Annotated in this window: 20 protein-coding genes; 9 read left to right on the top strand and 11 right to left on the bottom strand. The window is 71.6% G+C overall.

Features of this window, described 5'->3' with window-relative positions; genetic code table 11:
* Positions 1-42: 42 nt before the first annotated feature.
* Complete coding sequence (locus tag ACZ6QQ_RS29100; RefSeq protein ID WP_465880586.1) at positions 43-2268, bottom strand: M4 family metallopeptidase; 2226 nt, start codon at positions 2266-2268, stop codon at positions 43-45.
* 186 nt (positions 2269-2454) lie between these two features.
* Positions 2455-5322 (bottom strand): helix-turn-helix transcriptional regulator, encoded by a 2868-nt coding sequence (locus tag ACZ6QQ_RS29095; protein ID WP_465880640.1) that lies wholly within the window; start codon positions 5320-5322, stop codon positions 2455-2457.
* Between the two features lie 269 nt (positions 5323-5591).
* On the opposite strand from ACZ6QQ_RS29095, the gene ACZ6QQ_RS29090 reads away from it, so the two are divergent.
* Genes ACZ6QQ_RS29090 through alc form a run of 3 tightly spaced genes read left to right on the top strand, consistent with a single transcriptional unit; the run spans position 5592 to position 9263 of the window.
* Positions 5592-6785, top strand: a complete 1194-nt coding sequence (locus ACZ6QQ_RS29090; protein ID WP_465880585.1) for a DUF6986 family protein — start codon at positions 5592-5594, stop codon at positions 6783-6785.
* A 46-nt stretch (positions 6786-6831) separates the two neighbouring features.
* Positions 6832-8157, top strand: a complete 1326-nt coding sequence (gene allB, locus ACZ6QQ_RS29085) for an allantoinase AllB (RefSeq protein WP_465880584.1) — start codon at positions 6832-6834, stop codon at positions 8155-8157.
* Positions 8157-9263, top strand: a complete 1107-nt coding sequence (gene alc / locus ACZ6QQ_RS29080) for an allantoicase (RefSeq protein ID WP_465880583.1) — start codon at positions 8157-8159, stop codon at positions 9261-9263. Before allB ends, alc begins: the two co-directional genes overlap by 1 nt.
* Positions 9264-9327: 64 nt before the next feature.
* On the opposite strand, the gene ACZ6QQ_RS29075 is transcribed toward alc, so the two are convergent.
* Both ACZ6QQ_RS29075 and ACZ6QQ_RS29070 read right to left on the bottom strand, forming a co-directional pair.
* A complete protein-coding gene (locus tag ACZ6QQ_RS29075; RefSeq protein WP_465880582.1) occupies positions 9328-10029 on the bottom strand; it encodes a hypothetical protein in 702 nt (233 codons plus the stop codon).
* A 157-nt stretch (positions 10030-10186) separates the two neighbouring features.
* Positions 10187-10309 carry a hypothetical protein gene (locus ACZ6QQ_RS29070; protein WP_465880580.1) on the bottom strand — a complete coding sequence of 41 codons (123 nt, stop codon included), beginning with the start codon at positions 10307-10309 and terminating at the stop codon, positions 10187-10189.
* A 444-nt stretch (positions 10310-10753) separates the two neighbouring features.
* On the opposite strand from ACZ6QQ_RS29070, the gene ACZ6QQ_RS29065 reads away from it, so the two are divergent.
* Entirely contained in the window at positions 10754-10885 is a 132-nt protein-coding gene (locus ACZ6QQ_RS29065) for a hypothetical protein (protein WP_329109144.1), read from the top strand.
* 134 nt (positions 10886-11019) lie between these two features.
* Here ACZ6QQ_RS29065 and ACZ6QQ_RS29060 read toward each other — a convergent pair whose 3' ends face one another.
* Positions 11020-11208, bottom strand: a complete 189-nt coding sequence (locus ACZ6QQ_RS29060; RefSeq protein WP_465880579.1) for a hypothetical protein — start codon at positions 11206-11208, stop codon at positions 11020-11022.
* A gap of 360 nt (positions 11209-11568) precedes the next feature.
* Here ACZ6QQ_RS29060 and ACZ6QQ_RS29055 point away from each other — a divergent pair, with 360 nt between their 5' ends.
* A complete protein-coding gene (locus ACZ6QQ_RS29055) occupies positions 11569-12312 on the top strand; it encodes an SDR family NAD(P)-dependent oxidoreductase (RefSeq protein ID WP_465880577.1) in 744 nt (247 codons plus the stop codon).
* 66 nt (positions 12313-12378) lie between these two features.
* On the opposite strand, the gene ACZ6QQ_RS29050 is transcribed toward ACZ6QQ_RS29055, so the two are convergent.
* Both ACZ6QQ_RS29050 and ACZ6QQ_RS29045 read right to left on the bottom strand, forming a co-directional pair.
* A complete protein-coding gene (locus ACZ6QQ_RS29050) occupies positions 12379-13368 on the bottom strand; it encodes a pirin family protein (protein ID WP_465880576.1) in 990 nt (329 codons plus the stop codon).
* 12 nt (positions 13369-13380) lie between these two features.
* Positions 13381-13869 (bottom strand): MarR family winged helix-turn-helix transcriptional regulator, encoded by a 489-nt coding sequence (locus ACZ6QQ_RS29045; RefSeq protein ID WP_465880575.1) that lies wholly within the window; start codon positions 13867-13869, stop codon positions 13381-13383.
* Between the two features lie 203 nt (positions 13870-14072).
* Here ACZ6QQ_RS29045 and ACZ6QQ_RS29040 point away from each other — a divergent pair, with 203 nt between their 5' ends.
* Both ACZ6QQ_RS29040 and ACZ6QQ_RS29035 read left to right on the top strand, forming a co-directional pair.
* Entirely contained in the window at positions 14073-14597 is a 525-nt protein-coding gene (locus ACZ6QQ_RS29040) for a GNAT family N-acetyltransferase (RefSeq protein WP_465880573.1), read from the top strand.
* 33 nt (positions 14598-14630) lie between these two features.
* A complete protein-coding gene (locus ACZ6QQ_RS29035; RefSeq protein ID WP_465880572.1) occupies positions 14631-15215 on the top strand; it encodes a DUF1684 domain-containing protein in 585 nt (194 codons plus the stop codon).
* Between the two features lie 52 nt (positions 15216-15267).
* Here the strand turns inward: ACZ6QQ_RS29035 and ACZ6QQ_RS29030 are convergent, their stop codons facing one another.
* Positions 15268-15840, bottom strand: coding sequence for a YflT domain-containing protein (locus ACZ6QQ_RS29030; RefSeq protein ID WP_465880571.1), 573 nt, complete (start codon positions 15838-15840; stop codon positions 15268-15270).
* A 195-nt stretch (positions 15841-16035) separates the two neighbouring features.
* A complete protein-coding gene (locus ACZ6QQ_RS29025) occupies positions 16036-17451 on the bottom strand; it encodes a glycoside hydrolase family 6 protein (protein WP_465880570.1) in 1416 nt (471 codons plus the stop codon).
* A 325-nt stretch (positions 17452-17776) separates the two neighbouring features.
* Here ACZ6QQ_RS29025 and ACZ6QQ_RS29020 point away from each other — a divergent pair, with 325 nt between their 5' ends.
* Entirely contained in the window at positions 17777-20722 is a 2946-nt protein-coding gene (locus tag ACZ6QQ_RS29020) for a ricin-type beta-trefoil lectin domain protein (RefSeq protein ID WP_465880568.1), read from the top strand.
* A 95-nt stretch (positions 20723-20817) separates the two neighbouring features.
* On the opposite strand, the gene ACZ6QQ_RS29015 is transcribed toward ACZ6QQ_RS29020, so the two are convergent.
* A complete protein-coding gene (locus ACZ6QQ_RS29015; RefSeq protein ID WP_465880567.1) occupies positions 20818-21309 on the bottom strand; it encodes an OsmC family protein in 492 nt (163 codons plus the stop codon).
* Between the two features lie 124 nt (positions 21310-21433).
* Here ACZ6QQ_RS29015 and ACZ6QQ_RS29010 point away from each other — a divergent pair, with 124 nt between their 5' ends.
* The gene (locus ACZ6QQ_RS29010; protein WP_465880566.1) at positions 21434-22381 is read left to right on the top strand and encodes an anti-sigma factor RsbA family regulatory protein; all 948 of its coding nucleotides are present in this window, start codon (positions 21434-21436) and stop codon (positions 22379-22381) included.
* A 19-nt stretch (positions 22382-22400) separates the two neighbouring features.
* Here the strand turns inward: ACZ6QQ_RS29010 and ACZ6QQ_RS29005 are convergent, their stop codons facing one another.
* Complete coding sequence (locus ACZ6QQ_RS29005) at positions 22401-23078, bottom strand: HAD family hydrolase (RefSeq protein ID WP_465880565.1); 678 nt, start codon at positions 23076-23078, stop codon at positions 22401-22403.
* Positions 23079-23082: the final 4 nt, after the last annotated feature.

Genomic DNA, 23082 nt, shown 5'->3' with positions numbered 1-23082 from the left:
CGCCACCCGGCGTACGGGCAGCGGCCGGCGGTGTCGCGTCGATCAGAGGGTCAGGGTCCAGGTGTTGATGTAGCCGGTGTCGATCGAGGCCACGTCCTGCACCCGCAGCCGCCAGGTGCCGTTCGCCGCCTCGCTGGACAGGTTCGCCGTGTACGTCGTGTTGATGTTGTCGGCGCTGTCGCTGGAGCTGTTCTTCAGCCGGTACGCCGAGTTGTCCGGCGCGACCAGGTCGATGACCAGGTCACCCCGGTAGGTGTGGACGATGTTGACCGCGATCGTCGAGCCGGAACCGGCGTTGCGGTTGCAGCCGGCGATGGTGATGCTGCTGGTCACCGCCGCCCCGTTGTCCGGGATCGCGACGTCGGTGCCGTTCGTGCCGGAGCAGCCGCCACCCCCGCCCCCGGTCACGGTCAGCGTGTACGACGCCGTACGCGTCACGCTGCCGGTGCCGGTGACCGTCACGGTGTACGTGCCGGCCGGGGTCGACGTCGACGTGCTCAGGGTCAGGGTGGCCGAGTTTCCGGCGGTCACCGACGTCGGGCTGAACGCTGCGGTCGTACCCGAGGGCAGGCCGCTGGCCGACAACGCCACCGTCTGGGCGGACCCGGCGGTGACCGCGGTACCGATCGTGGTCGTCGCGGCCGAGCCCGGCGCGACGCTGCCGGCGGTCGGCGACGCCGAGATGGAGAAGTCGTTCGACGCGGTGCCGCAGGTCGGCTCGCCCGACTGCGCCGGTACGCTGATCGCGTTCCAGGCCGCCTTGACCGTGTCGAACTCGGTGCAGCTGCCCGGGTAGAGGTTCTTCGCCGCGTTCAGGGTGGCGACCCGGATGTTGGCGTACCGCCAGCTCGACGTCTTCGCCAGCAGCGCGTTGTAGTAGATCTCGCCGGCCTTGCGGATGCTGATGCCGGTGACGGTGGAGCTGTTGCAGGTCGGGCTGGCCGGCTTGCCGCCGCCGGGGTTGGAGCCCTCGGCGGTCAGGTAGAACCAGTGGTTGAGCGGACCGGCGGCGGCGTGCACCTCGGTGCTCGGGATCGCCGTCGACCAGCAGTTCGGGTCACCGGCCAGGGACGGGTTGTACATGTAGCGGATCGGCCCGTCGCCGACCAGGTCGACCTCCTCGCCGACCTCGTAGTCCGGCGGGTCGTTGGGGTTGTTCGTGAACGCCTCGGTCAGCGCGCCGAAGATGTCACCGGTCGACTCGTTGATGCCGCCGTTCTCGTTGCCGCTGCCGGCACCGCCCGGCGTGTACTGGAAGACGGCGTGACCCAGCTCGTGCGCGACCACGTCGATCGGGGTGGCCTGCCGGGTGTTGGCCTGGTTGTGGCCGAAGTTGACGTAGCTGCCGTTCCAGTAGGCGTTGACGTCGTTCAGGCCGACCCGGATCGGTGGGCTGCCGCCGCTGCCGGTGATGCCGTTGCGGCCGAACCAGGAACCGAGCAGGTCCCACTCGCGCTGGGCGCCGTACAGGGCGTCGACGCAGGCGGTTTCCAGGTTGGTGCCGGAGCCGGTGCCCCACACGTCGTCGGTGCCGGTGTACGCGGTGCCGTTCTGCCCACCGCAGCGCAGCCCGGACCGGGTCGTGTCGGTCATTGAGTACGACGATCCGGAGCCCGAGGTGTTGATGGTGACCGCGCCGTTGAAGTAACCGGTGCCGGTGCCGGCCTTGACCTCGTCGTACGAGTCGGCGACCGCACCGGTGGCGGCGTCGACGAAGACGTGCAGCTTGCTCGGGGTGTTGCCGACCGAGCCGGTCACCACCGTCTCCCAGGCGAGCCGGGGCGCACCCCAGGCGAGCACCACCAGGCGTGGAGTGGTCGCCTCGGTGGCCTTGGTGAGCTGGGCGGCGGCGGTGGCGCCGGCCCGGTCGGCGCTCACCGTCGGGACGGTGTCGACGGTGATCGTCGACTCCTGGGCGACGGAGGTGCCGCGTACCGCACCCGCCGAGTCGGTGGTGACGACCACGTCGCCGCCGACCACCGGCAGACCCCGGTGGCTGCGCTCGTACGTGACGTAGTGCAGCCCCCGGTTGCCGACCTGCACCCCGGTCCGGTGCAGCGTGTCGCCGGCCGACCGGTGCAGGACGGCGGCGGCGCCGTCGACGAGCTGGTCGGCGGCGGTGGCGGCCAACTGGGCGGGGGCGGCGCTCGGGGCGGCCGGCACGGGTGCCGCGACACCGGGTGCGGCGACACCGGGCGTCGCGGTCAGCGTCAGGGCCGTGCCGGTGGCCAGCGCCACCAGAGTGTGGCTGAGAACCTTGCGTCTCACCTGGGTACTCCTTCTTCCGCCCGATGGGGCGGGTTCGGCCGGGGGTTGACCGGTCGCACCGGTGGGTGACGGCCGGCCGGGTCGACAGTGGAGACAAGTTCGTGCGATGACACGCTAGGCATCGACACTGGTCACCGAATCAGGGAAATCCCTTGCCGACGCCCGAGCCCCGCGTCGGGCGCCGGGTCAGCGCTCGTTGAGACGCGAGCTGAGCTGGGTGCGGGACCGGACGCCGAGCTTGCGGTAGACCCGGGTCAGGGTCGCCTCGACCGTCTTCACGCTGATGAACAGCCGGGTGGCGATCTCCCGGTTGCTCGCCCCCTGCCGGACCAGCCCGGCGATGTGCGCCTCGGTCGAGGTGAGCGCCTCGGACCCGCCGTTCGGCTGCCGGTCACCGGCGTCGACGGTCACCCCGGTCACGGCGGAAAACCCGCCGGTCGTACGGGACACCGTCTCGGGCGCGTACGGGCCGGTCGAGATCCCCTCGGCACGGGCCAGCGCCCTGGTCGTCTGCTCCACCCACGGCTTCGCCTCCACCTGGAGGAAGATGGTCAGCGCGGCACCGACCGCGACCCGCGCCGCCGCGTACCGCCGCCGTCGGCGTTCCGCACCGCCCTGCACGAGCAGCGCGTGCCCGCGTTCGATCGGCTGGTCCAGGGTGGCGAAACACCGCGCCGCCGCAGCGGACAGGTCCACCGCCGACCCCGGATCGCCGCGTTCGGCGAGCACCAGCGCCGCCGCCCGGTCCAGTTGCGCCAGCACCCCGGGGCAGTGGCCGAGGCGCAACGCCGCCCGTCGCCCCAGCGCGATGGTCTCGGTCGCCTCGTCGTACGCGCCGAGCGCGGCCAGGCCGGCGGCCAGGTCACCGTGCCAGCGCAGCAGCGACGGGTCGGCCACGCCCTGCTCGGCTTCCAGGTCCCGCAGCCGGCGCAACGCCTCCACCCCGGCCCGGTGCTGCCCGGCGCGCAGCCGTGCCTGGCCGAGCACGTGCAGGTTGCGGCAGAGGAAGATGCTGTCCCGTTCCTGTTCGGAGGCGCGCACCCCACGCTCGGCGTACGCCAGGGCGCGGGTCACGCTGCCCCCGGCCAGTTCCGCCACGGCCAGGGTGTACCAGCACGGGCCGGGGCTGCCCCGGCTCTGTTCGCAGATCCGCATCGCCCGCTCGGCGTGCTGCAACGCCTCCCGGCACCGGCCCGAGCGGGCCGACACCTCGGCCAGGCTGCGCAGCACTCCGATCAGTTCCTCACCGCCGCCGCGCTCGGCGGTAGCGAGCATGGTCAGCAGTTCGGCGCGGGCGGCGTCGAGCCGGTCGTCGGCGAGAGCGAACCGGGCGGCCAGGTAACGCGGGGTCAGGTGCAGCCAGCCGGTCAACTCCGGGACCGGCAGCGCCAGCGCGCGAGCCAGCGTGTCGACGTAGTCGGGGTGGCCGCGTACCCGCTGCACCTGGGCCCGTACGCCGAGCGCCATCGCCTCGGTGGTCCGGTCGCCCGCCGCCCGCGCGGCGGCGATCGCCCCGTCGATCTCGGCCACCGCCCGGTCCGGGGTGCCGGCCACCAGGGCCCGCCAGGCCAGTCTCAGCCGCAGCGGCCCGAGCAGGGCGACCTCGCTCTCGGCGTCGGCGAGCGCGGCGGCGAACGCCTGGTCCATCTCGCCGAGCGCCTGGCCGGCGAGGTCGATCAGCGCGATCCGGGCCCGGACCCGGTGCGCGGCCGTGGCGTCGCCGGCCAGTACCGCCTCGGCGGCCCGCCCGGCAAGGTCGGGTTGTCCGGCCGAGGCCGCCGCCTCCGCCGCGCTGACCAGCCACTCCTGCCGGGGCCATCCGGGCGGGGTACGTTCGGCGGCCAGCAGGTACAGCTCGGCGACCAGCCCCCGGGCGCCCCGGTGCAGGGCCGCCTCGGCCGCCGCGACCAGTGACCGGGTCACCTCGGCGTCCGGCCCCGAACCGGCCAGCGCCCGGTGCCGGGCATCCTCGGCCCGGTCGGTCGCCACCCCGGCCAACGCGGCGTGGATCGCCGCCCGGCGCGGCGACTCCGCCTCGTCGACCAGCACGGTCGCCACCCCCGCCGGGGTGAAGCAGACCACCGGGCCGTCCAGCCGGACCAGTCCGGCCGAGCCGGCGAGCCGGATCTCCCGTTCGGCGTCCGGGCGCCCGGCCAGGCACAACTGCGCCACCGTCGGGCGGGTGGCGAGCGCCGCCACCAGCAGGGTTTCGGCCACCCCGGCCGGCAGTGCGTCGATCCGCCGCCGCAGCCGGGCCCGGACCGGTTCGGGCAGCGGCACCGGGCGCCACGCCGAATGCGGACCCGGCCCGAAGGTGCCGCCGAGCGGGTCCGGTCCGAAGGCGCCGCCGAGCGCCAGCGCCAGGTACGGGTTCCCGCCGCTGTCCGCGTGCAGCCGGCTCGCCGCCCGGCACGGCAACCCGTGCGCCTCCAACAGCGCGGCCAGGTCGTCGGCGGCCAGCGGCGGCACGGTCAGCTCCAGCACCGGTGGCGGGCAGAGCCGGCTGGCCCAGTGGTCCGAGCCGGGTTCGACCAGCCGACGGGCGGCCACCGTACGGATCGGCTGGTCACCGATGCGGCGTACGACGTAGCCGATCATCCCGGCCGAGGCCGCGTCGAGCCACTGGGTGTCGTCGAGCACGAGCAGGACCGGCTGCCGGGCGGCCACCGCCTCCAGCACCCGACGCAACGCCCGCCGGCAGGCCAACTCGAACGCCGGATCCCCGTCGTGCACCCCGCCAGTGCCGCCGGTGGCGGTGGGGCCGATCGAGCCGGCGAGAACCGCCTCGACCACGGCCCGGTACGGCGCCGCCAGTGCCTCCACCGCACCCGGCGGAAGCTGGGTGAACAGGTCGACCAGCCCGGAGTAGAGCAGTGACCGCTCGGGCTCGGCCGGACTGAGCCGCAACACGAGTTCCCCGCGCCCGGCAGCCGTCGCGGCGACCGCGTCCAGCAGCGCGGACTTGCCGATGCCGTCGGGTCCGGCGAGCACCACCCCGCCGCCCGTGGTCAGCCGACGCTCGATGCCGGCCAGCAGTTCCGTCCGGCCGAGCAGACCGGTGCGCCCTTCGGCAGGGAGGTCTCCGCCCAGCGTTTCCCCCTACGTCGCCGAGCCGGACACGGTCGACCCGTGGTCGAGTCCCCGGCGGCCCTCGTGCACCGCCTTCGTACGGCCGATGCCGCACGTCAGCCTAGGAGCTGCGCCCGCATACATCAATAGGTATGCATGAGTGATGGTCTTGGGTGCTGACTGTCGGGGCCGGAACGGCTACGGTGCTAGCAGGATCCACTGCGCAGGGTGACTCCGGATGGGGGATACCAAGCATGGCCGACAACACTCCACAGTGGAACACGCTCGACCCCTCGGTCTACGCCGAGCTCGACAACCTGCTCGGACCGGTCGACGCCGAACTGCTGCGCGCCTACCCGGGACCGGCGACCGGCCGGCAACCGGTGCACACCGTCTACCTGCCCGCCGACCGGATGCACCCCGGCGTGGTGGCGCAGTGGGGAGCGGCGGCGCTCGCCGTACTGGACGAGTTCCCACCGCCGCCCTACGACCCCGAACTGCACGAGCGGGTGGTGCGTAAACTCGACCGGGAACCGATCGAGGACCTGCGGATCGACTTCGAGGACGGGTACGGCGTACCGGCCGATCGCGTCGAGGACGAGGCGGCCCGCGGCGCGGCGAAGGCGTTACGGGCCGCCGGACCACTGCCGTTCTGCGGACTGCGGATCAAGAGCCTGGAGGGGCCGAGCCGGCACCGGGCCGTACGCACCCTGGACATCTTCCTGGAGGCGCTGGACGGGCCCCCGCCGGACGGTTTCGTGGTGACCCTGCCGAAGGTCAGCGCACCCGCGCAGGTCGAGGCGATGGTCCTGCTCTGCCAACGGCTGGAGACGGCGCACGGGCTGCCCGCACGGGCGCTGCGCTTCGAGGTGCAGGTGGAGACGCCACCGGCCGTACTCGGGCCGGACGGCACCGCCACCATCGCCCGGATGATCGGTGCGGCGGACGGCCGGTGCACCGCCCTGCACTACGGCACCTACGACTACAGCGCGGCGCTCGGGGTCGCCGCCGCCCAGCAGAGCATGGCGCACCCGGTGGCCGACTTCGCCAAGGCGGTGATGCAGGTGGTCGCCGCCGGCACCGGCGTACGCCTCTCCGACGGCTCGACCAACGTGCTCCCGGTCGGGAGCGAAGCCGACGTACGGGCCGCCTGGCAACTGCACGCCGGACTGGTCCGCCGCTCCCTCGAACAGGGGCTCTACCAGGGCTGGGACATGCACCCGGCGCAGCTGCCGACCCGGTTCGGCGCCACCTACGGCTTCTTCCGCCAGGGACGGGTGGTGGCGGCGCGGCGGCTGCGGGCGTACCTGGAACGGCGCAGCACCGGAGTGCTCGACGAACCGGCCACCGCGCGGGCGCTGGCCGGATTCCTCCTGCGCGGCCTGGACTGCGGCGCGTTCGACGCCGAGGAGGCCGGCTTCGACCGAGCCGAACTGACAGCCCTGTGAACGGAAGCCGGCCAGGCACAGCACGGCACAGCGGAAGGTGGTGGGCATGAGCGACGACCGGAACGACACGGGTTACGACCTGGTACTGCGCTCGCGTCGGGTGGTGACGCCGCAGGGGGAGCGCCCGGCGGCGGTCTGCCTGCGCGACGGGCGGATCGCCGCGATCGAGGGCTATCACTCGGTGGACGGTGAGGACCTCGGTGAACTGGCGCTGCTACCGGGCCTGGTGGACACCCACGTGCACGTCAACGAACCGGGCCGGACCGAGTGGGAGGGCTTTCCGACCGCCACCCGGGCCGCCCTGGCCGGTGGCGTCACCACCATCGTGGACATGCCGCTGAACTCGCTGCCGCCGACCGTGACCGCCGACGCGCTGCGGGCCAAGCGGCGGGCCGCCGCCGGCCGCTGCCACGTCGACGTCGGATTCTGGGGCGGGGCGGTGCCGGACAACCTCGCCGACCTGCCCGCCCTGCACGCCGCCGGGGTGCTCGGCTTCAAGGCGTTCCTGATTGACTCCGGGGTGCCGGAGTTCCCGCCGCTCGACCCGGCCGGGCTGTGGCGGGCACTGGAAGCGGTCGACGCCCTGTTCGTCCTGCACGCCGAGGACCCGGCCGAGATCCTGCCCGCCCCGCAGTCCGGCCGGTACGCCGACTTCGTCGCCTCCCGCCCACCGCAGGCCGAGTCGCGGGCGGTCGCCACCGTGCTCGCCGCCGCCCGAGCCACCGGCGCACGCGTCCACATCCTGCACCTCAGCGCTGCCGACGTGCTGCCGATGATCTCCGAGGCCCGCCGGGACGGGGTCCGGGTGACCGCCGAGACCTGCCCGCACTACCTGGCCCTGACCGCCGAACAGGTGCCCGACGGCAGCACCGAGTTCAAGTGTTGCCCACCGATCCGGTCGGCCGGCAACCGGGACGCGCTCTGGTCCGGCCTGGCCGCCGGGCTGATCGACTGCGTTGTCTCCGACCACTCGCCCTGCCCACCGGCGTTGAAGAACTTCGACCGGGGCGACTTCGGCGCAGCCTGGGGCGGCATCTCGTCGTTGCAGCTCGGCCTGCCGGTCGTCTGGACCCAGGCTCGTCAGCGCGGGCACAGCCTGTCCGACGTGGTCCGCTGGATGGCACGACGACCGGCCGAGATCGCCGGACTGCCGACCAAGGGGCGGATCGTGCCCGGTGCCGACGCCGACCTGGTCGCGTTCAACCCCGACGGCCGGTTCACCGTCGAGCCGGCCCTGCTGCGGCACCGCCACCCGATCACCCCGTACGCCGGGCAGAAGTTGTTCGGCGAGGTTCACGCCACCTGGCTGCGCGGCGACCCGGTCCGGCCCGACCAGCCGCCGCGCGGCCGGTTCCTGCGCCGGGGGGCCTGATGGCCGACTTCACCGAGTTGCCCGACCTCGCCTCCCGGCTGCTCGGTGGTTCGGTCGTCGACGCCAACGACGAGTTCTTCGCCGCCCGGGACAACCTGGTCAGCACCGGCCCGCCGACCTTCACCCCGCAGACCTTCGGCGCCAAGGGCCAGGTGTACGACGGTTGGGAAACCCGCCGCCGCCGCGAACCCGGCCACGACTACGCGATCATCCGGCTCGGCGCCGCCGGGATCATCTCCGGGGTGGTGGTCGACACCGCGTTCTTCACCGGCAACTTCCCGCCGTACGTGTCGGTGCAGGCATGCGGTGTGGAGGGCTATCCGAGTCCGGAGGAGCTGGCCGCCGCCGACTGGCTGCCGATCGTGCCCCGCTCGGCGGTGCAGGGCGACACCACGAACGCCTTCCCGGTGACGAACCCGCACCGGTTCACCCACGTACGGCTGTCCATCCACCCGGACGGCGGGGTGGCCCGGCTGCGGGTGCACGGCACCGTCGTACCCGATCCCCGGCTCTTCCCCGACGGCCTGGCCGACCTCGCGGCCCTGGAGTACGGCGGCCTGGTGACCGACTGCAGCAACCGGTTCTACGGTTCACCGCACCGGCTCATCGCACCCGGTCTGGCGCGGGTGATGGGCGAGGGCTGGGAGACCGCGCGGCGCCGCGACACCGGCAACGACTGGGTACGCGTCCGCCTCGCCGCCCCCGGCCGAATCCGCCTGGCCGAACTCGACACCAGCCACTTCAAGGGAAACGCGCCCGGAGCCGCCGCACTGCGCGGCATCGACACCCGCTCCGCCGACCCGGCCGACGAGTCAGCCTGGTTCGACCTGCTGCCCCGCACCCGCCTGCAACCCGACACCCGGCACCGCTTCCCCCTCCCCGAGACCCGTACGGCAACCGAGGTCCGGCTCGACATCTACCCCGACGGCGGCATGGCCCGCCTGCGCCTCCCCGGCCGGATCGCCCCCGACGACCTCACCACCCTGCACCACCGCTGGTGGACCTCCCTCCCCCCATCCCACCAACGCCAGCTCGACCGCACCTCCGCCCCCCAGGACACCCCTTGGCGCCGTTCCCACCCCGCTGAACGGGCACGCCTCTTGTAGAGAAAGAGGCGCAATTCAGCGGGCGATTGCCACGCTTTCTCTACAAGAGTGTCGACCTTGGTGGTCAGGGGAGGGGGGACTCGCCGCCGGGGTAGGCGAAGGAGGAGCGGGGGGAGTAGAAGCCCCAGGTGATGTCCAGGGGGTTGGCTGGGCGCAGGGGCCAGGTGGAATGGTCGGGTTCGAGGAACTCCAGTGACTCGATCTCGAACGGGTCGACCGGCTCCGCGACGAACGGGTAGTTTCCGCTCATCCGCTGGCCGTTGACGTCGGTGATGTAGCGCAGTTGCCCCCGGTTGACCGCGTCGCCGGTCCGGCCGACCCTGGCGGTGGTCCGGATGACCGGCACGCCGTCCGCCTCGGTGGTGGCGACCAGTCGCCGGCCCCGGATCTCGATCGTGGTCCGGCCGGCGCTGGCCGGGGCGCCACGGGCGGCGGCGTACTCCCGGACCACCGGGCTGGAGTTGAGATAGTGGGTCCACCAGCGGCCGGGGGTCACCCCGTCCGGGGTGTTCAGACCGGCCAGGTCCGGGCCGAGGTAGGTGAGCGAGTAGGCACCGAAACCGGAGGTCTGGGACGCGTCGTCGACCACGTACTGGTTCATGAAAACCTGGCGGTTCGCCATCGGCTCCAGCCCCTTCGGCACCAGCGCCGCGACCGCGTCGGGGTCGGCCGGCAGCCAGCCGAAGTAGATCATCCGACTGTTCACGACCAGTTGTGCCGCGACGGGCAGTGGCACGACGAGTGGTGGTGCGGCGGGGTCGGTCACCGGGTGCCTCCGTGCTGTGGACGACCTGGTCGGACCGCGACAGCCCGAGTTTGCCGTGGTCAACCATGGGTAGTCGCGACGCTACGGCTCGTCCATAGTGGAGAGCAACGACGGATAGACGACACTCGGGGCTAGCTGATCAGTCGGGCTGCCTCGGTCAGTACCAGTCCTCGCCGGGCACGTGGTCGAGCAGCATCCGCCCGTTGTCGTCGGCGGCGAGCAGCGGCGGGGTGAGCGTGGGTGCCGCCCGCCCGAGCCAGTGCAGCACGATCGAGGACAAGAGTGACCGTACGGGACACGAGGCGGAACGCTACGCGCTCGGGTTGCCGGATGCCAGCGGTAGACATCTCACCCGACATCGGCCTCGAAAAGTGGACGGAACGGACTCGCCCAGCACACCTCGGCGATCCCGTCCGGAGAACTGCCAAATTGCTGCCCCGTACCGGTTTCCGTGCCCCCAGATTGGCTAATCGAATGCCAGGTTGGCACGTCGGGCACGTCGCGAAGGGCCCCCCTTCCGGCAGCCGGCAGCCAACCGGCAGGTCGACCGAGGCCCGTACGGGGACCAGCGTCCCCGCACCGGAACCGACGCCGACCGTCGCACGCCGACGCGCCGCAGCCGCGATCGGCTGCCGTGACCAACGCGTTCGGCAGGACGTGGCGAGACCGGTGCGTCGGCGTGCCCAGATCACATCGTCGAGCAGGAGGCAGGGGAGGAACGAGTATGGCCAGCGAGGTTGTCGACAGCACCCCGGACCAGCCCGACCAGGCGGTTGAAGGCGAACGCGGAGCCCTGGTCGCGGTGTTCGTGATGGTGGTGCTCGGTGTGGTGGGGATCTTCGCCGTCTCCGCCTGACCGTGGACCGCCGGTGTGCCTCGCAAGCGGGGGACAGCGGCGGCCGACCGGGTCCGGTCACGTACCGGCCCGGTCGGCTTTTCACATCTCGGTGGGTTCTGGGTTCGGCCGGCCGCGTGGTGGCACCGTCGGGCTCAGGTCAGCTGTCCGGAATCGCCGAGTGGTTCCGGACGCGCGACGGATCCTCGCGGTCGGCGCACGCCGGTCCAGCGTGGCCGACGGATCAGGACGATGATGATCAGGAGCAGGGTGAGCAGCGGCATCGGGTGCCCGAGGACGAGTGCGAGCGTCAGCTCGGCGAGGCCCGCGAGCACGGTGGCCACGAATATCCATATCGGTCCGGTGCCCGTGCCGGGGACGGCGCGGCGGCCTCGGCGTACCGGACCCCACGGCTTGCGCACGGACAGCCAACCCTGAAATGCGATGGCGCTCGCCATCAACGCTGTGAAAGCCCCAGTAGGGTGTTTGCCGCAGACCCAAACCCCGGCCGGACCGGAAGGACGCGTCAATCTCGTACACCATCTTTGACGTATGTGCACAAGCGATGGTGTACGAGTCGAAGGCGTCAGCCGGTGGCGGTGCTGCCGTCGTGGTGGGATGGGCTGTGCCCTGTTCGACCATGCCCATCGCCGCAGGCCAGAACCTTGTCCGAACCTGAGGCGCCAGCAGGAGGCCATGCCGCCATGCCCATTCGACCGTCGTTCGTCGTCACCGGGGGCGCCCAAGGCGTCGGTCGGGCCATCGCCGAACGCCTGACAGACGACGGTCAGGTCGTCGTCCTCGATGTCACCGGCCAGCTCGACTGGCGGCACGAACGGGTCATTCTGATCACCGGCGACGCCCGCGACCCCGAGACGACACAACGAGCGGCCGCGACAGCCGAGGCCATGGGTCCTCTGCTCGGTTGGGTCAACAACGCGGCGGTTTTCGGCGACGCCGGCCTCGGTGACGCGTCGGCTGCCCGGATCCTCGACCTCGTCACCACGAATCTGGCGCTCGCCCTCACCGGCTGTCATACCGCCGTCAACCACTTTCTGGTACATCACCGGGCGGGCGCCATCGTCAACGTCTCCTCCCACCAGGCCCAGCGCCCCGTCCGGGGAGCCCTGCCCTACGCGACCGCGAAGGCGGCAGTCGAGGGCTTGACCCGCGCCGTCGCAGTGGATCACGGGCCATCCGGGATCCGCACCAATGCGGTCGCGCTCGGCTCGATCAGCACGGCCCGGTTCGAGCAGTACCGGGCCGAACATCCCGAGGTCGACGTCCAGATGGCCGCCCTGCATCCGCTGGGCAGGGTCGGCACTGCGGGTGAGGTAGCAGACACCGTTGCCTTCCTGCTGTCTCCCGCCGCGGGATTCGTCAACGGCGCCATCCTCCCCGTTGATGGAGGACGAGCAGCCAACGGGCCCGATCCCGAAGCCGTCTGACCCACGGCAACGCCCTCGTGCCGGGCGCGGTACGAGGGCGTTGCCGTGTCCCGGGCCGTACGCCGGTTACGGGCGCGGGGTGTGGCCGTCGGTGTGCGGGACCCGTGCGGCGGGGATGACGCCGAGCCGACCGGCCTGGTAGTCCTCGAACGCCTTGACCAGTTCGTCGCGGGTGTTCATGACGAACGGGCCGTACTGGGCGACCGGCTCACGGATCGGCAGGCCGCCCATGATGTAGAGGTCGAGCACCGGCGTGTTCGAGTCCTGCTGCTCGTCGGCGGCGAACCGCAGCGCCTCGCCCGGTCCGTGGACGGCGAGCTGTCCGGTGTGCACCGGTCGACGCTCGGTCCCGACGGTTCCCCGGCCGCCGAGCACGTAGACCAGGGCGTTGAAGTCGGAGCGCCAGGGCAGGTCGACCGTGGCTCCGGGCTGCACCGTCACGTGGGTGATGGTGATCGGCGTGAAGGTCGAGCCGGGACCCTGGTGGCCGTCGATCTCACCGGCGATGACCCGCAGCAGGGCGCCGCCGTCCGGGCTGGTCAGCAGCGCCGACTCCTTGCCCCGGATGTCCTGGTAGCGCGGCGGGTTCATCTTCGCCACGCGGGGCAGGTTGACCCAGAGCTGGAGGCCGTGGAAGAGGCCACCGCTCATCACCAGGTGCTCCGGCGGTGCCTCGATGTGCAGCAGGCCACTGCCGGCGGTCATCCACTGGGTGTCGCCGTCGGTGATCGTGCCGCCGCCACCATTCGAATCCTGGTGGTCGAAGATCCCGTCGATGATGTACGTGACCGTCTCGAACCCCCGGTGCGGGTGCCACGGGGTTCCCTTCGGCTCGCCCGGCGCGTAGTCGACCTCGCCCATCTGGTCCAGGTGGATGAACGGGTCGAGCTCGGGCATCGGCACCCCGGCGAAGGCGCGACGGACGGGGAAGCCCTCGCCCTCGAAGCCGCTGGGCGCGGTGATCACCCGACGTACCTTGCGGTATTCGGTGGTCTGTTCGTCGAGTCGCGGCAGCCGCGGCAGGACCAGCACGTTTTCCACGGTGATCGCGGGCATCGTCGTACTCCCTTAACTGATGGTCGTGGAGTCGGAGGGGGAAGAGGGTCGGCTGGGGGCCAGGCGTTCGCCGAGTCGGTCGAAGACGCGGGTCAGGACGGCGAGTTCGGTCTCGCTGAGGTCGTCCATCAGGTGCTGCCGGACGGACGCCGCGTGCTGCGGTGCCGCCTCCCGCAGGGTCAGCAGTCCGGCGGCGGTGAGCACCGCCTCGCTGCCGCGCCGGTCGTCGGGACAGGGCTGCCGGGTGACCAGGCCGCGTTTCTCCATGTTCGAGATCTGGTACGTCAGCCGGCTCGGTGAGAAGACCAGTTGCCCGGCCAGCTCACCCATCCGGAGCCGCTGACCGGGGTTCTCGGAGAGCAGGACCAGCACCTGGTAGTCGGCGAGGGTCAGCCCGCTCGTCGTGCGCAACTCCTCTTCGAGCTGGTTGAACAACCGCTGGCTCGACTCGATGTACGCGCGCCAGCAGGCGAGCTGAGCGCTGTTCAAACTCTGTGTCACATCGGAAGAGTAGCACTCCTTCAAATTAGAAACAAACATCCTGCTGGGCGGTGGATCACGCCTCTCAGCTCGGCTCCACGTGTCCTACGGGTTTGAAGGAGAGGCCTGCCGGGGCTGCCCGGAGGCGTCGGTCGGGGCGCTGTTCGGCGCAAATCCGAGGTGCCGACCGGTCCGGGGTGCGAGACTGCACGACCGTGGAACCGATGCAGATATCCGTACCCGGTCTGTTGCTGCGCCCGTGGCGGTTGCAGGACGCGCCCGAGGTCATGGCGGCCATGCGCGAGCCGGCGATCGCCCAGTGGAACGCCGCGCCGAGCGCGGCGGCCGGCCTGGAGGGCGCGCGCGAGTGGGTCCGGCGCCGGGCCGACTGGTCCGGCGGCGACCACGCCTCGTTCGCGATGGCCGAACCGTCGACCGGGGAACTGCTCGGCTCGGTCTCGCTGCACCGGATCTTCGACGGCGCCGGCTCGATCGGGTACTGGACGCTCGCCCCGGTGCGCGGGCGCGGCCTGGCGGCGCTCGCCGTCGCCACCGTGACCGGCTGGGGTTTCCAGCGGCTCGGCCTGCACCGGGTCGAGCTGTGCCACGCGGTCGCCAACGCCGCCTCGTGCCGGGTGGCCGAAAAGTCCGGTTACCTGCTGGAGGGGACGCTGCGCGAGTCGTACCGGTACGGCGACCAACAGCGTTACGACGAACACATCCACGGCCGATTGGCCACGGACGACTGACCGGACCGCCGCGACCGGGCTAGCGTGGGGCGGGTGGACGAACTTGATCTCAGTGACTGGCGCGAGCGGGTGGCCCGGCTCTACCTCTCCGACCTGGACCTGACCGGCTTCCGGGCCGCCCGCGACGAGCTGTTCGCCCGGCACCCGCAGTCACCGATCCCGGCCGAGCAGCGCCCGACCTTCGCCGGCCTGCGCTACTTCCCGGAGAACCCGGACGCCGTGGTCGAGGTCCCGGTGCGCCCCGCCGAGGGCACGCTGCGGATCGACACCGGCGGGCCCGACGGAGTCGTGCAGTACCGCCGGGTCGGCGTCGCGCAGACGCCGTGGGGTCCGCTGACCCTCTGGTGGATCGAGGCGTACGGCGGCGGCCTGTTCCTGCCCTACCGCGACGGCACCTGCGGCCCCGACTCGTACGGCGGTGGGCGTTACCTCACCGACACGGTCAAGGGCACCTTCGGGCGGGGCGTCACCGTGCTGCCCGGCGACCGGATCCGCCTCGACTTCAACTACGGATACAACGCCAGCTGCGCCTACGACGACCGCTGGGCCTGCCCGCTCGCCCCGACCGAGAACCGGGTCACCGCCCCGATCGCGGCCGGCGAGCTGAAATACAGGTAGGGCCCCACGTCACCGCTCCCGGTAGTGACGAGGGGCCCCGGTACGACGTCTGTCAGCCGGGAGCGGGTTGCCAGTTCATTCGGCTCAGCACCTGCCGGGCCTGGTCGGCGAGGTCCGCGTCGACGGTGACCGCGTACTCGCGGGCCCGCAGGGTGGCCGCCGAGGTGAAGTCGCGGCGGCCGCCGGTGCTGGCGTGGGCGATGGCACCGAAGATCGCGCCCCAGGCGGCACCGATCAGCAGACCGGCGACGATCACGGCCCACCAGTTGCCGACGGTGAAGATACCGAACAACAGCCCGATGAAGAGCCCGAACCAGGCACCGGAGGCCAGACCCGCCAGTGCGGCCCGTGCCGTCGTCAGGCGCCCGAGCACCGTCTCGACCAGTGCCAGGTTGGTGCCGATGATGGCGGTACGTTCCACCGGGAAGCGGTTGTCGGCCAGGAAGTCGACCGCCTGTTGTGCCCCGGAGTAGTCGGGATACGACGCCATGGTGACGGTCGGGCGGGTGCTGCCGCCGTCACCCGGCATGCCCACTCCGCCGGCCGGACCGGGTGGCAGGTTTCCGCCACCACCGAGCAGGCCCGGTATCGCTGCCCGCCCACTGGAGGACATGGGTGTGGTCATCAGCTGCCTCCTTCGTCAACGCCACGGTTTCCCGCCCCGGTACGGCACTAACCCGTACCGGGACACCGATGGGCGGGGTCCGTTTCCGGCCCCGGCGTCCCGTCCGTGCCGGCCTGCGGGAAGCGTCGGCCGATCTGCGGGAGCCCCGCGCCCGGTGTGGTGGCGGCGCGGGGCTCCCGTCCAGCTGGGTGGGGGTCAGCTGGTGCAGGCGGCGCCGTTGAGCGCGAAGGCGGTCGGCGCGGGCAGGGTGCCGGTGTGGGTGCCCTGGAAGCCGAGGGTGGCGGTCCCGCCGGCCGGCAGGCTGCCGTTCCAGGCGGCGTTGCGGACGGTGAGCTGGGTACCCGACTGGCTCCAGGTGCCGTTCCAACCGCTGCTCAGCCGTACGGTCGACCCGACGGTGAAGGTGAGCGTCCAACTGCTGACGGCGGTGCTGCCGTTGGTCAGCCGGATCTCGGCGGTGAACCCGCCGTTCCACACGTTCGGCACGTAGGCGACCCGGCAGCCGCCGGCCGGCGGGGTGGTGGCCGGCGGGGTGGTCGCCGGGGGAGTGGTGGGCGGCGGCGTGGTCACGGGCGGGGTGGTGGGCGGTGGGGTCGTTGCCGGCGGAGTCGTGACCGGCGGGGTGGTGGGTACCGGCCCGGCGGCGATCGCCAGGTCGTACGCCCGCTGCGGGACGAACTGTCCGGCCCCGGCGATGCAGCCGTCCGCCTCGCCCGGCAGCTTGATCCAGTACAGGGCGTCGACCGCCGCGTCACCGGTGTTGTTGGTGCTGGGAGTGCCGATCGCCCGCCCGGGCGGGTCGCACCACTCGCCACCGGCCGGTCCGTTGCCGTTGCGGCTGGTGTCCACCACCATCTTCAGCCGGGAGATCCCGGTGGCCGCGATGACGTTCTTGCCGTACGCCACGGACTCGGCGGTGGTGCGGTAGTTGGAGACGTTGATCGAGATGCCGTCGGCGCTGTTGGCGATGTCGGCGCCGACCAGGCGGCTGGCCATCTCGGCGGGGGCGAGCCAGGCCGAGTGGGCCGCGTCGAAGTAGACCTTGGCCTGGGCCGAGGCCGCCTTGAGCTGCTTGCCGGCGTACGCCATCGAGGCCCTGGTCTCGGCCTGCTGGCCGGCGTTCTGGCAGCTGCTCATCAGGGCCAGTACGTCCGGCTCCAGCACGATGCTGGCCGGGCGACCGGCCAGGCCGAGCGCCACCTGGTCCACCCACTGCCGGTAGGCGGTGTGGTTGGGGGCGCCGCCGCTGCTGGCACCGCTACAGTCCCGGTTCGGGATGTTGTAGACGACCAGGATCGGGATCTTGCCGGCGGCAGCGGCGGCACCGACGAACGAGTCCACCTGGGCGCGTACGGCGGTGGGGTTGTGGCTGGCGAACCAGCGGCCCTGCGGCACGCTGGCGATCCGGTCGCGGATCACGGCGGCGCGCGAGTCGCCGGGGTTGGCGGCGACCCAGACGGCGGCGTTGGTGTTCGGGTCGACGTAGAAGACCGAGTCGGCGGCGGCTGCGGTGCTGGGGTGCAGCAGGTCGAGGCCGACGGTGGCGGCGACGGCGAGCGTCAGCGCGGCGGTGCTGGCTCCGACCGCGGTGAGCGCTGATCGTCTGCGCATGCGGGGTCCTTTCCGGTGGGGACTGGAATCGAGAGCCGTGGATGGAAGCGCTCCCACGGATATCGACCACCGTACCGGCGGTGTAACGCCAATGTGAAGACCCTGTGTCCGAACACAGCGACATTCGTGGATATTCTGTCGGTCTTCGTCGAGCCCGGACCCGCTCCGGTCGGTCGACTTCTGTCGATGGCGCGCCAACTTTTGGTTACAGGGCGGAAACTTCTGGGCTATCGCATGGAAAGACGCTAATGTCTGCTGCACTGCGGTGTCTCCTCCGGTCGGCGGGAGCGGCACCGAGATCGCCCTGACGTTCCATGGAGGTCTCGTGTTACGCACTCCTCGCCGGCCACTGGTCGGTGCCATCGCTCTGTCCACAGTGCTCGGACTGGGCGGCTGGTCGGCTCCGGCCACCGCCGCCCCACCGGCAGCCGCGCGGCCGGCCGCGGTCGCGCCTGCGGCCGTACAGTCCGAAGTGGATGCCGCCGCGCAGGCGGACCCGGTGGTCGCCGCGGCGCCGCCGCCCACCGCCGGCTTCGAGAAGGTCAAGCTCGACGGCGGTCTGTCCATGGGCGAACCGATCGAGCTTTCCGTGCTCCCCGACGGCAAGGTGCTCTACATCAACCGGGGCACCACCGCCGGTGGCGGCCAGGTGCGCCTCTACAACCCCACCACCCGGGTCACCACCGTCGCGCTCACCGTGCAACTCGACGCCCGGTTCGAGGACGGCCTGATCGGCATCACCCTGCACCCGAGCTTCGCCACCAACCGGTGGGTCTACCTGTTCTACTCCCCGAAGGTGACCCCGCTGGTCAACCGGATCTCCCGGTTCACCTTCAACACGACCACCAATGTGCTCGACCCGGCCAGCGAGGACATGCTCATCGAGTGGCCGACCGAGCGGGAACTCTGCTGCCACTCGGCCGGCTCGATGAGCTGGGACAGCAACGGCAACCTCTACTTCGCCGTCGGTGACAACACCAACTCCGGCGGCGACAGCGCCGGCATGGCCCCGATCGACGAGCGCACCTCCCGCAACGCCCAGTACGACGCCCAGCGCACCTCGGGCAACGCCAACGACCTCCGGGGCAAGATCAACCGGATCCACCCGGAGAACAACGGCACCTACACCATCCCGAGCGGAAACCTCTTCCCCGTCGGCACCGCCGGCACCCGCCCCGAGGTGTACGTCATGGGCACCCGGAACCCGTACCGGATCTGGGTCGACAAGCGCGGCGGGAACACCCTCTACTGGGGCGAGGTCGGCCCGGACGCGGGCGCCACCCTCGCCAACCGGGGACCGGCCGCCTACGACGAGTTCAACCGGGCCACCGGGCCGGGCAACTACGGCTGGCCGTACTGCGGTGGGCCGAACGTCGCGTACAACGACTGGGACTTCGCGGCCAACGCGCCGCGCGGCTGGTTCCCCTGCGGCGGCACCACCGGGCCGGTCAACAACTCGCCGCGCAACACCGGCATCCAGCAGCTGCCGCCGACCAAGCCGGCACTGGTCTGGGAACAGCACGGCGGCAGCCGGGAATGGCCGGCGCTGGACAACCCCGGCGGCTGCGGCTCGCCCAACCACACCGAGGTCTACCACTACGACCCGAACCTGGTCTCGGACGTGAAGTGGCCCCAGTACTACGACAACAAGCTGCTCATCTCCGAGTACTGCCGCAACTGGATCAAGGAGGTCCAGTTCAACAACGGCAACCCGTCGACCGGCACCCCGACGATCATCGAACCGGTGCTCGCCGGGATGAACCTGGTGCACCCGATCGACATGGAGTTCGGCCCCGACGGCTCGTTGTACCTGCTCGAATACGGCAGCGGCTACTTCTCCGGCGCCGCCGACGCCGGCCTCTACAAAATCAACTACGTGCAGGGCGGCCGGTCACCGGTCGCCCAGGCGAGCGTGAACCGGGACAACGGCCCGGCGCCGCTGGCGGTCACCTTCTCCAGCGCCGGCAGCTCCGACCCGGACGGCGACCCGATCACGTACGCCTGGGACTTCGACAACAACGGCACCACCGACTCGACCGCCGCGAACCCGTCGTACACGTACACCACCAACGGGGACAAACGGGCCCGGCTCACGGTCAGCGACGGCACCGGCCGATCCGCCACCACCCTGGTCCCGATCGTCGTCGGCAACAGCCGGCCGAGCGTGAGCATCGGCGCCATCCCGGCCGGCGGCATGTTCGACTGGGGGCAGAACTTCACCGTCACCGCCTCGGCCACCGACCCGCAGGAGGGGGCGATCGACTGCTCCCGGGTCATCATCCGGGTCGCCCTCGGCCACCAGGACCACGCCCACGAGGAGGGCGAGGGCACCGGTTGCAGCGCCACCTTCAACACCGGGCCGGTGCACGCCGGCCCCGACTCGGTCCTCTTCTTCGTGGTTCGGGCCACCTACACCGACCAGGGCGCGACCGGTTCGGTGCCGCTGACCGGGGAGCAGACGATCACGCTCTGGCCCAAGCAGTGGCAGGCCGAGCACTACGTACAACTCAACGGCCCGCAGGTGATCAACCAGGCCGCCGCCGAGGGTGGCAAGCGGCTCGGTGACATCCAGAACGGCGAGTGGGTCAAGCACCACGCGGTCAGCCTCAAGGGCATCGACTCGGTCAGGGCGCGGGTCAGCAACGGCAGCGGCGCGACCGGCACGATCTCCTTCCGGTACGACTCGACCACCGGTCCCGAGGTGGCCCGGGTGACCGTGCCGAACACCGGCGGCTGGGACAACTACACCGAGGTCACCGCCCCGGTGACCCGCCCCGACGACGGCCTGCACGACCTGTTCCTGGTCTTCACCGGCGGCGGCGGGGCGATCCTGGACATCGACAGCTACACCTTCGTCGGGCCCGGCATCGGCACCGGCGGACCCACCGGCCCCCGTACCGGTGAGATCAAGGCGTTGAACAAGTGCATCGACATCAACGCCAGCGCCACCGCCGACGGGACCCGGGTCCAGACCTGGGACTGCAACGGTGCCACCAACCAGCGTTGGACGGTCGGCACCGACGGCACCATCCGGGGTCTCGGCAAGTGCCTGGACGTACAGGCCAGTGGTCTGGTCAACGGGACGAAGATCCACCTCTGGACGTGCAACGCCAGCGGCGCCCAGCAGTGGGCGGTCCAGGCCAACGGCAGCCTGCGCAACCCCCAGTCCGGCCGCTGCCTGGACATCCCCGGCTCCAACCTCGCCAACGGCGTCCAACTACAGATCTACGACTGCAACGCCACCGCCGCCCAACGCTGGACCCTCCCGTAACCCCCTGCCCCACGCACCGCCCGTGCGCGGGGCCCCAAGATCCGCACTCATGTAGAGAATGAGTGGCTATTCCGTCGTGGATAGCCACTCATTCTCTACATGAGTCGGGGCGGGGGTGGGGGGAGGGTGGTGGGGGTGTGGTGGATCGGGAAGTTGACCGAGTTGGCGATGAAGCACTGGCGGTGGGCTTCCTCGTGTAGGGTCTGGGCGCGGTCGAGTTGGTCGGCCGACGCGACCGTCACCGTGGGGCGCAGGGTCACCTCGGTGAAGCGTCCACCGCCGCCCGAGGTCCTGGACAGGACGCCCTCCGGGTGGTCGACGTACGCGATGACCACCACTCCCGCCCCGGCGCAGACGTGCAGGTACGCCAGCAGATGGCACTGCGACAGCGCGGCGACCAGCAACTGTTCGGGATTCCACCGGTCGGCCTCGCCCCGGAACGTCGGATCGGCCGAACCGAGCAGCGGCGGTACGCCCGGCGCGGTCACCTCGTGCGCCCGGCTGTAGCCCCGGTGGTCACCCGTGCCGGTGCCCAGGTTCCCGGTCCAGGTGAGGGTCAGCGGGTAGCGGTACGACGTTCTCGGCACGGCTCACTCCTTCGGACGAAAGACGGCTATCCGATCTCCACGTGCGGCAGCCGAACCGCCGCGCGTAGGGTGCCAACCGGAGGAGCGGACGACGGGGGTGCGCCTTGAGCCGGTGGTACGACCGATGACCATTCTGCCGCGCGCCGTGTCCCGATCCGGTGCCCTGCGCCACGAGGCGATGTTCTACCGGGGTGACGACGACTACCTCGGCGGCGTACGGGCGTTTGTCGAGGCCGGGCGGGCCGAGGGCGAGCCGGTCCTGGTCGTCGTCCCCGAACCCCGGCTCGACCTGCTCCGCGACGCGATACCCGGCGACGGCACCGGGGTCGGCTACGTCGACATGGCCCACGCCGGACGCAACCCCGCCTGGATCATTCCCGGCATCCTGTACGCCTTCCTCGCCGAACACCCCGACAGCCGGGTACGGATCGTGGTCGAGCCGATCTGGCCGGGCCGGACGGCTGCGGCGTACCCCCGGTGTGTGCAGCACGAGGCGCTGGTGAACCTGGCCCTGGGCGACGAACCGGTCAGCATCCTGTGCCCGTACGACGCGGCGGGGCTGGACGTGGACGTGATCGCCGACGCGGCCAGCACCCATCCGGTGCTGATCCGGGCCGGGGTACGGCAGGGCAGTGCCGGCTACGGCAGCCCCGAGGCGGTGGTCGACGCGTTCAACCTGCCGCTGCCCGAGCCGCCGCTGACCCCGTCCACCCTGCTGTTCGACCGGGCCGGGATGGGCGGCATGCGGGCCCTGGTCGCCGCGCTCGCCAGTGAGGCCGGACTCGCCCCGGACCGGGTCGACGACCTGCGGCTGGCCACGAACGAGATCGCCACCAACGCGGTCGCGTACGGCGGTGAACCGGCGGTGCTGCGGGTCTGGGCCGAGCCGACCGGCATGGTCTGCGAGGTGATCGGCACCAGCGTGCTCACCAACCGGCTCGCCGGACGGGTTCCCGTCGCGCCCACCAGCGAACAGGGGCGGGGACTGCTGCTGGTCAACAACCTCTGCGACCTGGTCCACGTGCACACCACCACGGACTCGACCACCGTACGCCTGCAGATGGACTGGTGACCGGGGCCTGACCCTCGGGTCAGCCGAGGGCGGCGACCGGTGAGTCGGCCAGGCCGGCGAGCAGGGCCGCCGGGTCGTCGAAGACGGCCGCCGCACCGGCGCCGGCGAGTTCGCTGCGACCGGTGCCGCCGCAGGTCAGCCCGATGCACGGGATGTCGAGGTAGCCGGCGGCGGCGACGTCCCAGACCGAGTCGCCGACGAAGACGACCCGGCCGCGATCCAGTCCGGCGTGGTCCAGGGCGGTGGCCAGCAGGCCGGGTTCCGAACCCGGATCACCGGTGCCGGTGACCGGGGTGATGCCGCCGATCACGTCGTCGGCGAGCAGCGCCGCCCGGAGCGCGTCGAGTTCACGCTCGGTAGCGGAGGTGGCCAGCACCACCCGTAGTCCACGGGCGGCGCAGGCCCGGAGCAGTTCGGTCGCGCCGGGCAGGGGACGGATCCGGTCCCAGAACTCGGCGAACAGGCTGTCGTGGCCGTACCGGATCCGCTCGTCGGCGTCCCGGTCCCGTTCCGGGCCGAGCAGGTGTGGCAGCATCCGTTCGGAGCCCATGCCGAGCGCCCGGTGGATCGCCGCCATCGGGATCTCCTGGTCGGCCTGGCGCAGCGCTTCCCACCAGCTGACCGTGTGCAGGTAGGCGGTGTCGACGAGGGTTCCGTCGACATCGAACAACACCCCTGCGGGTCTGTCGATCTCCATGCCA

Source organism: Micromonospora sp. NPDC049529, assembly GCF_055586685.1.
The sequence above is the reverse complement of the archived record's forward strand: the minus strand, read 5'-3'. Positions and strand labels throughout refer to the sequence as shown.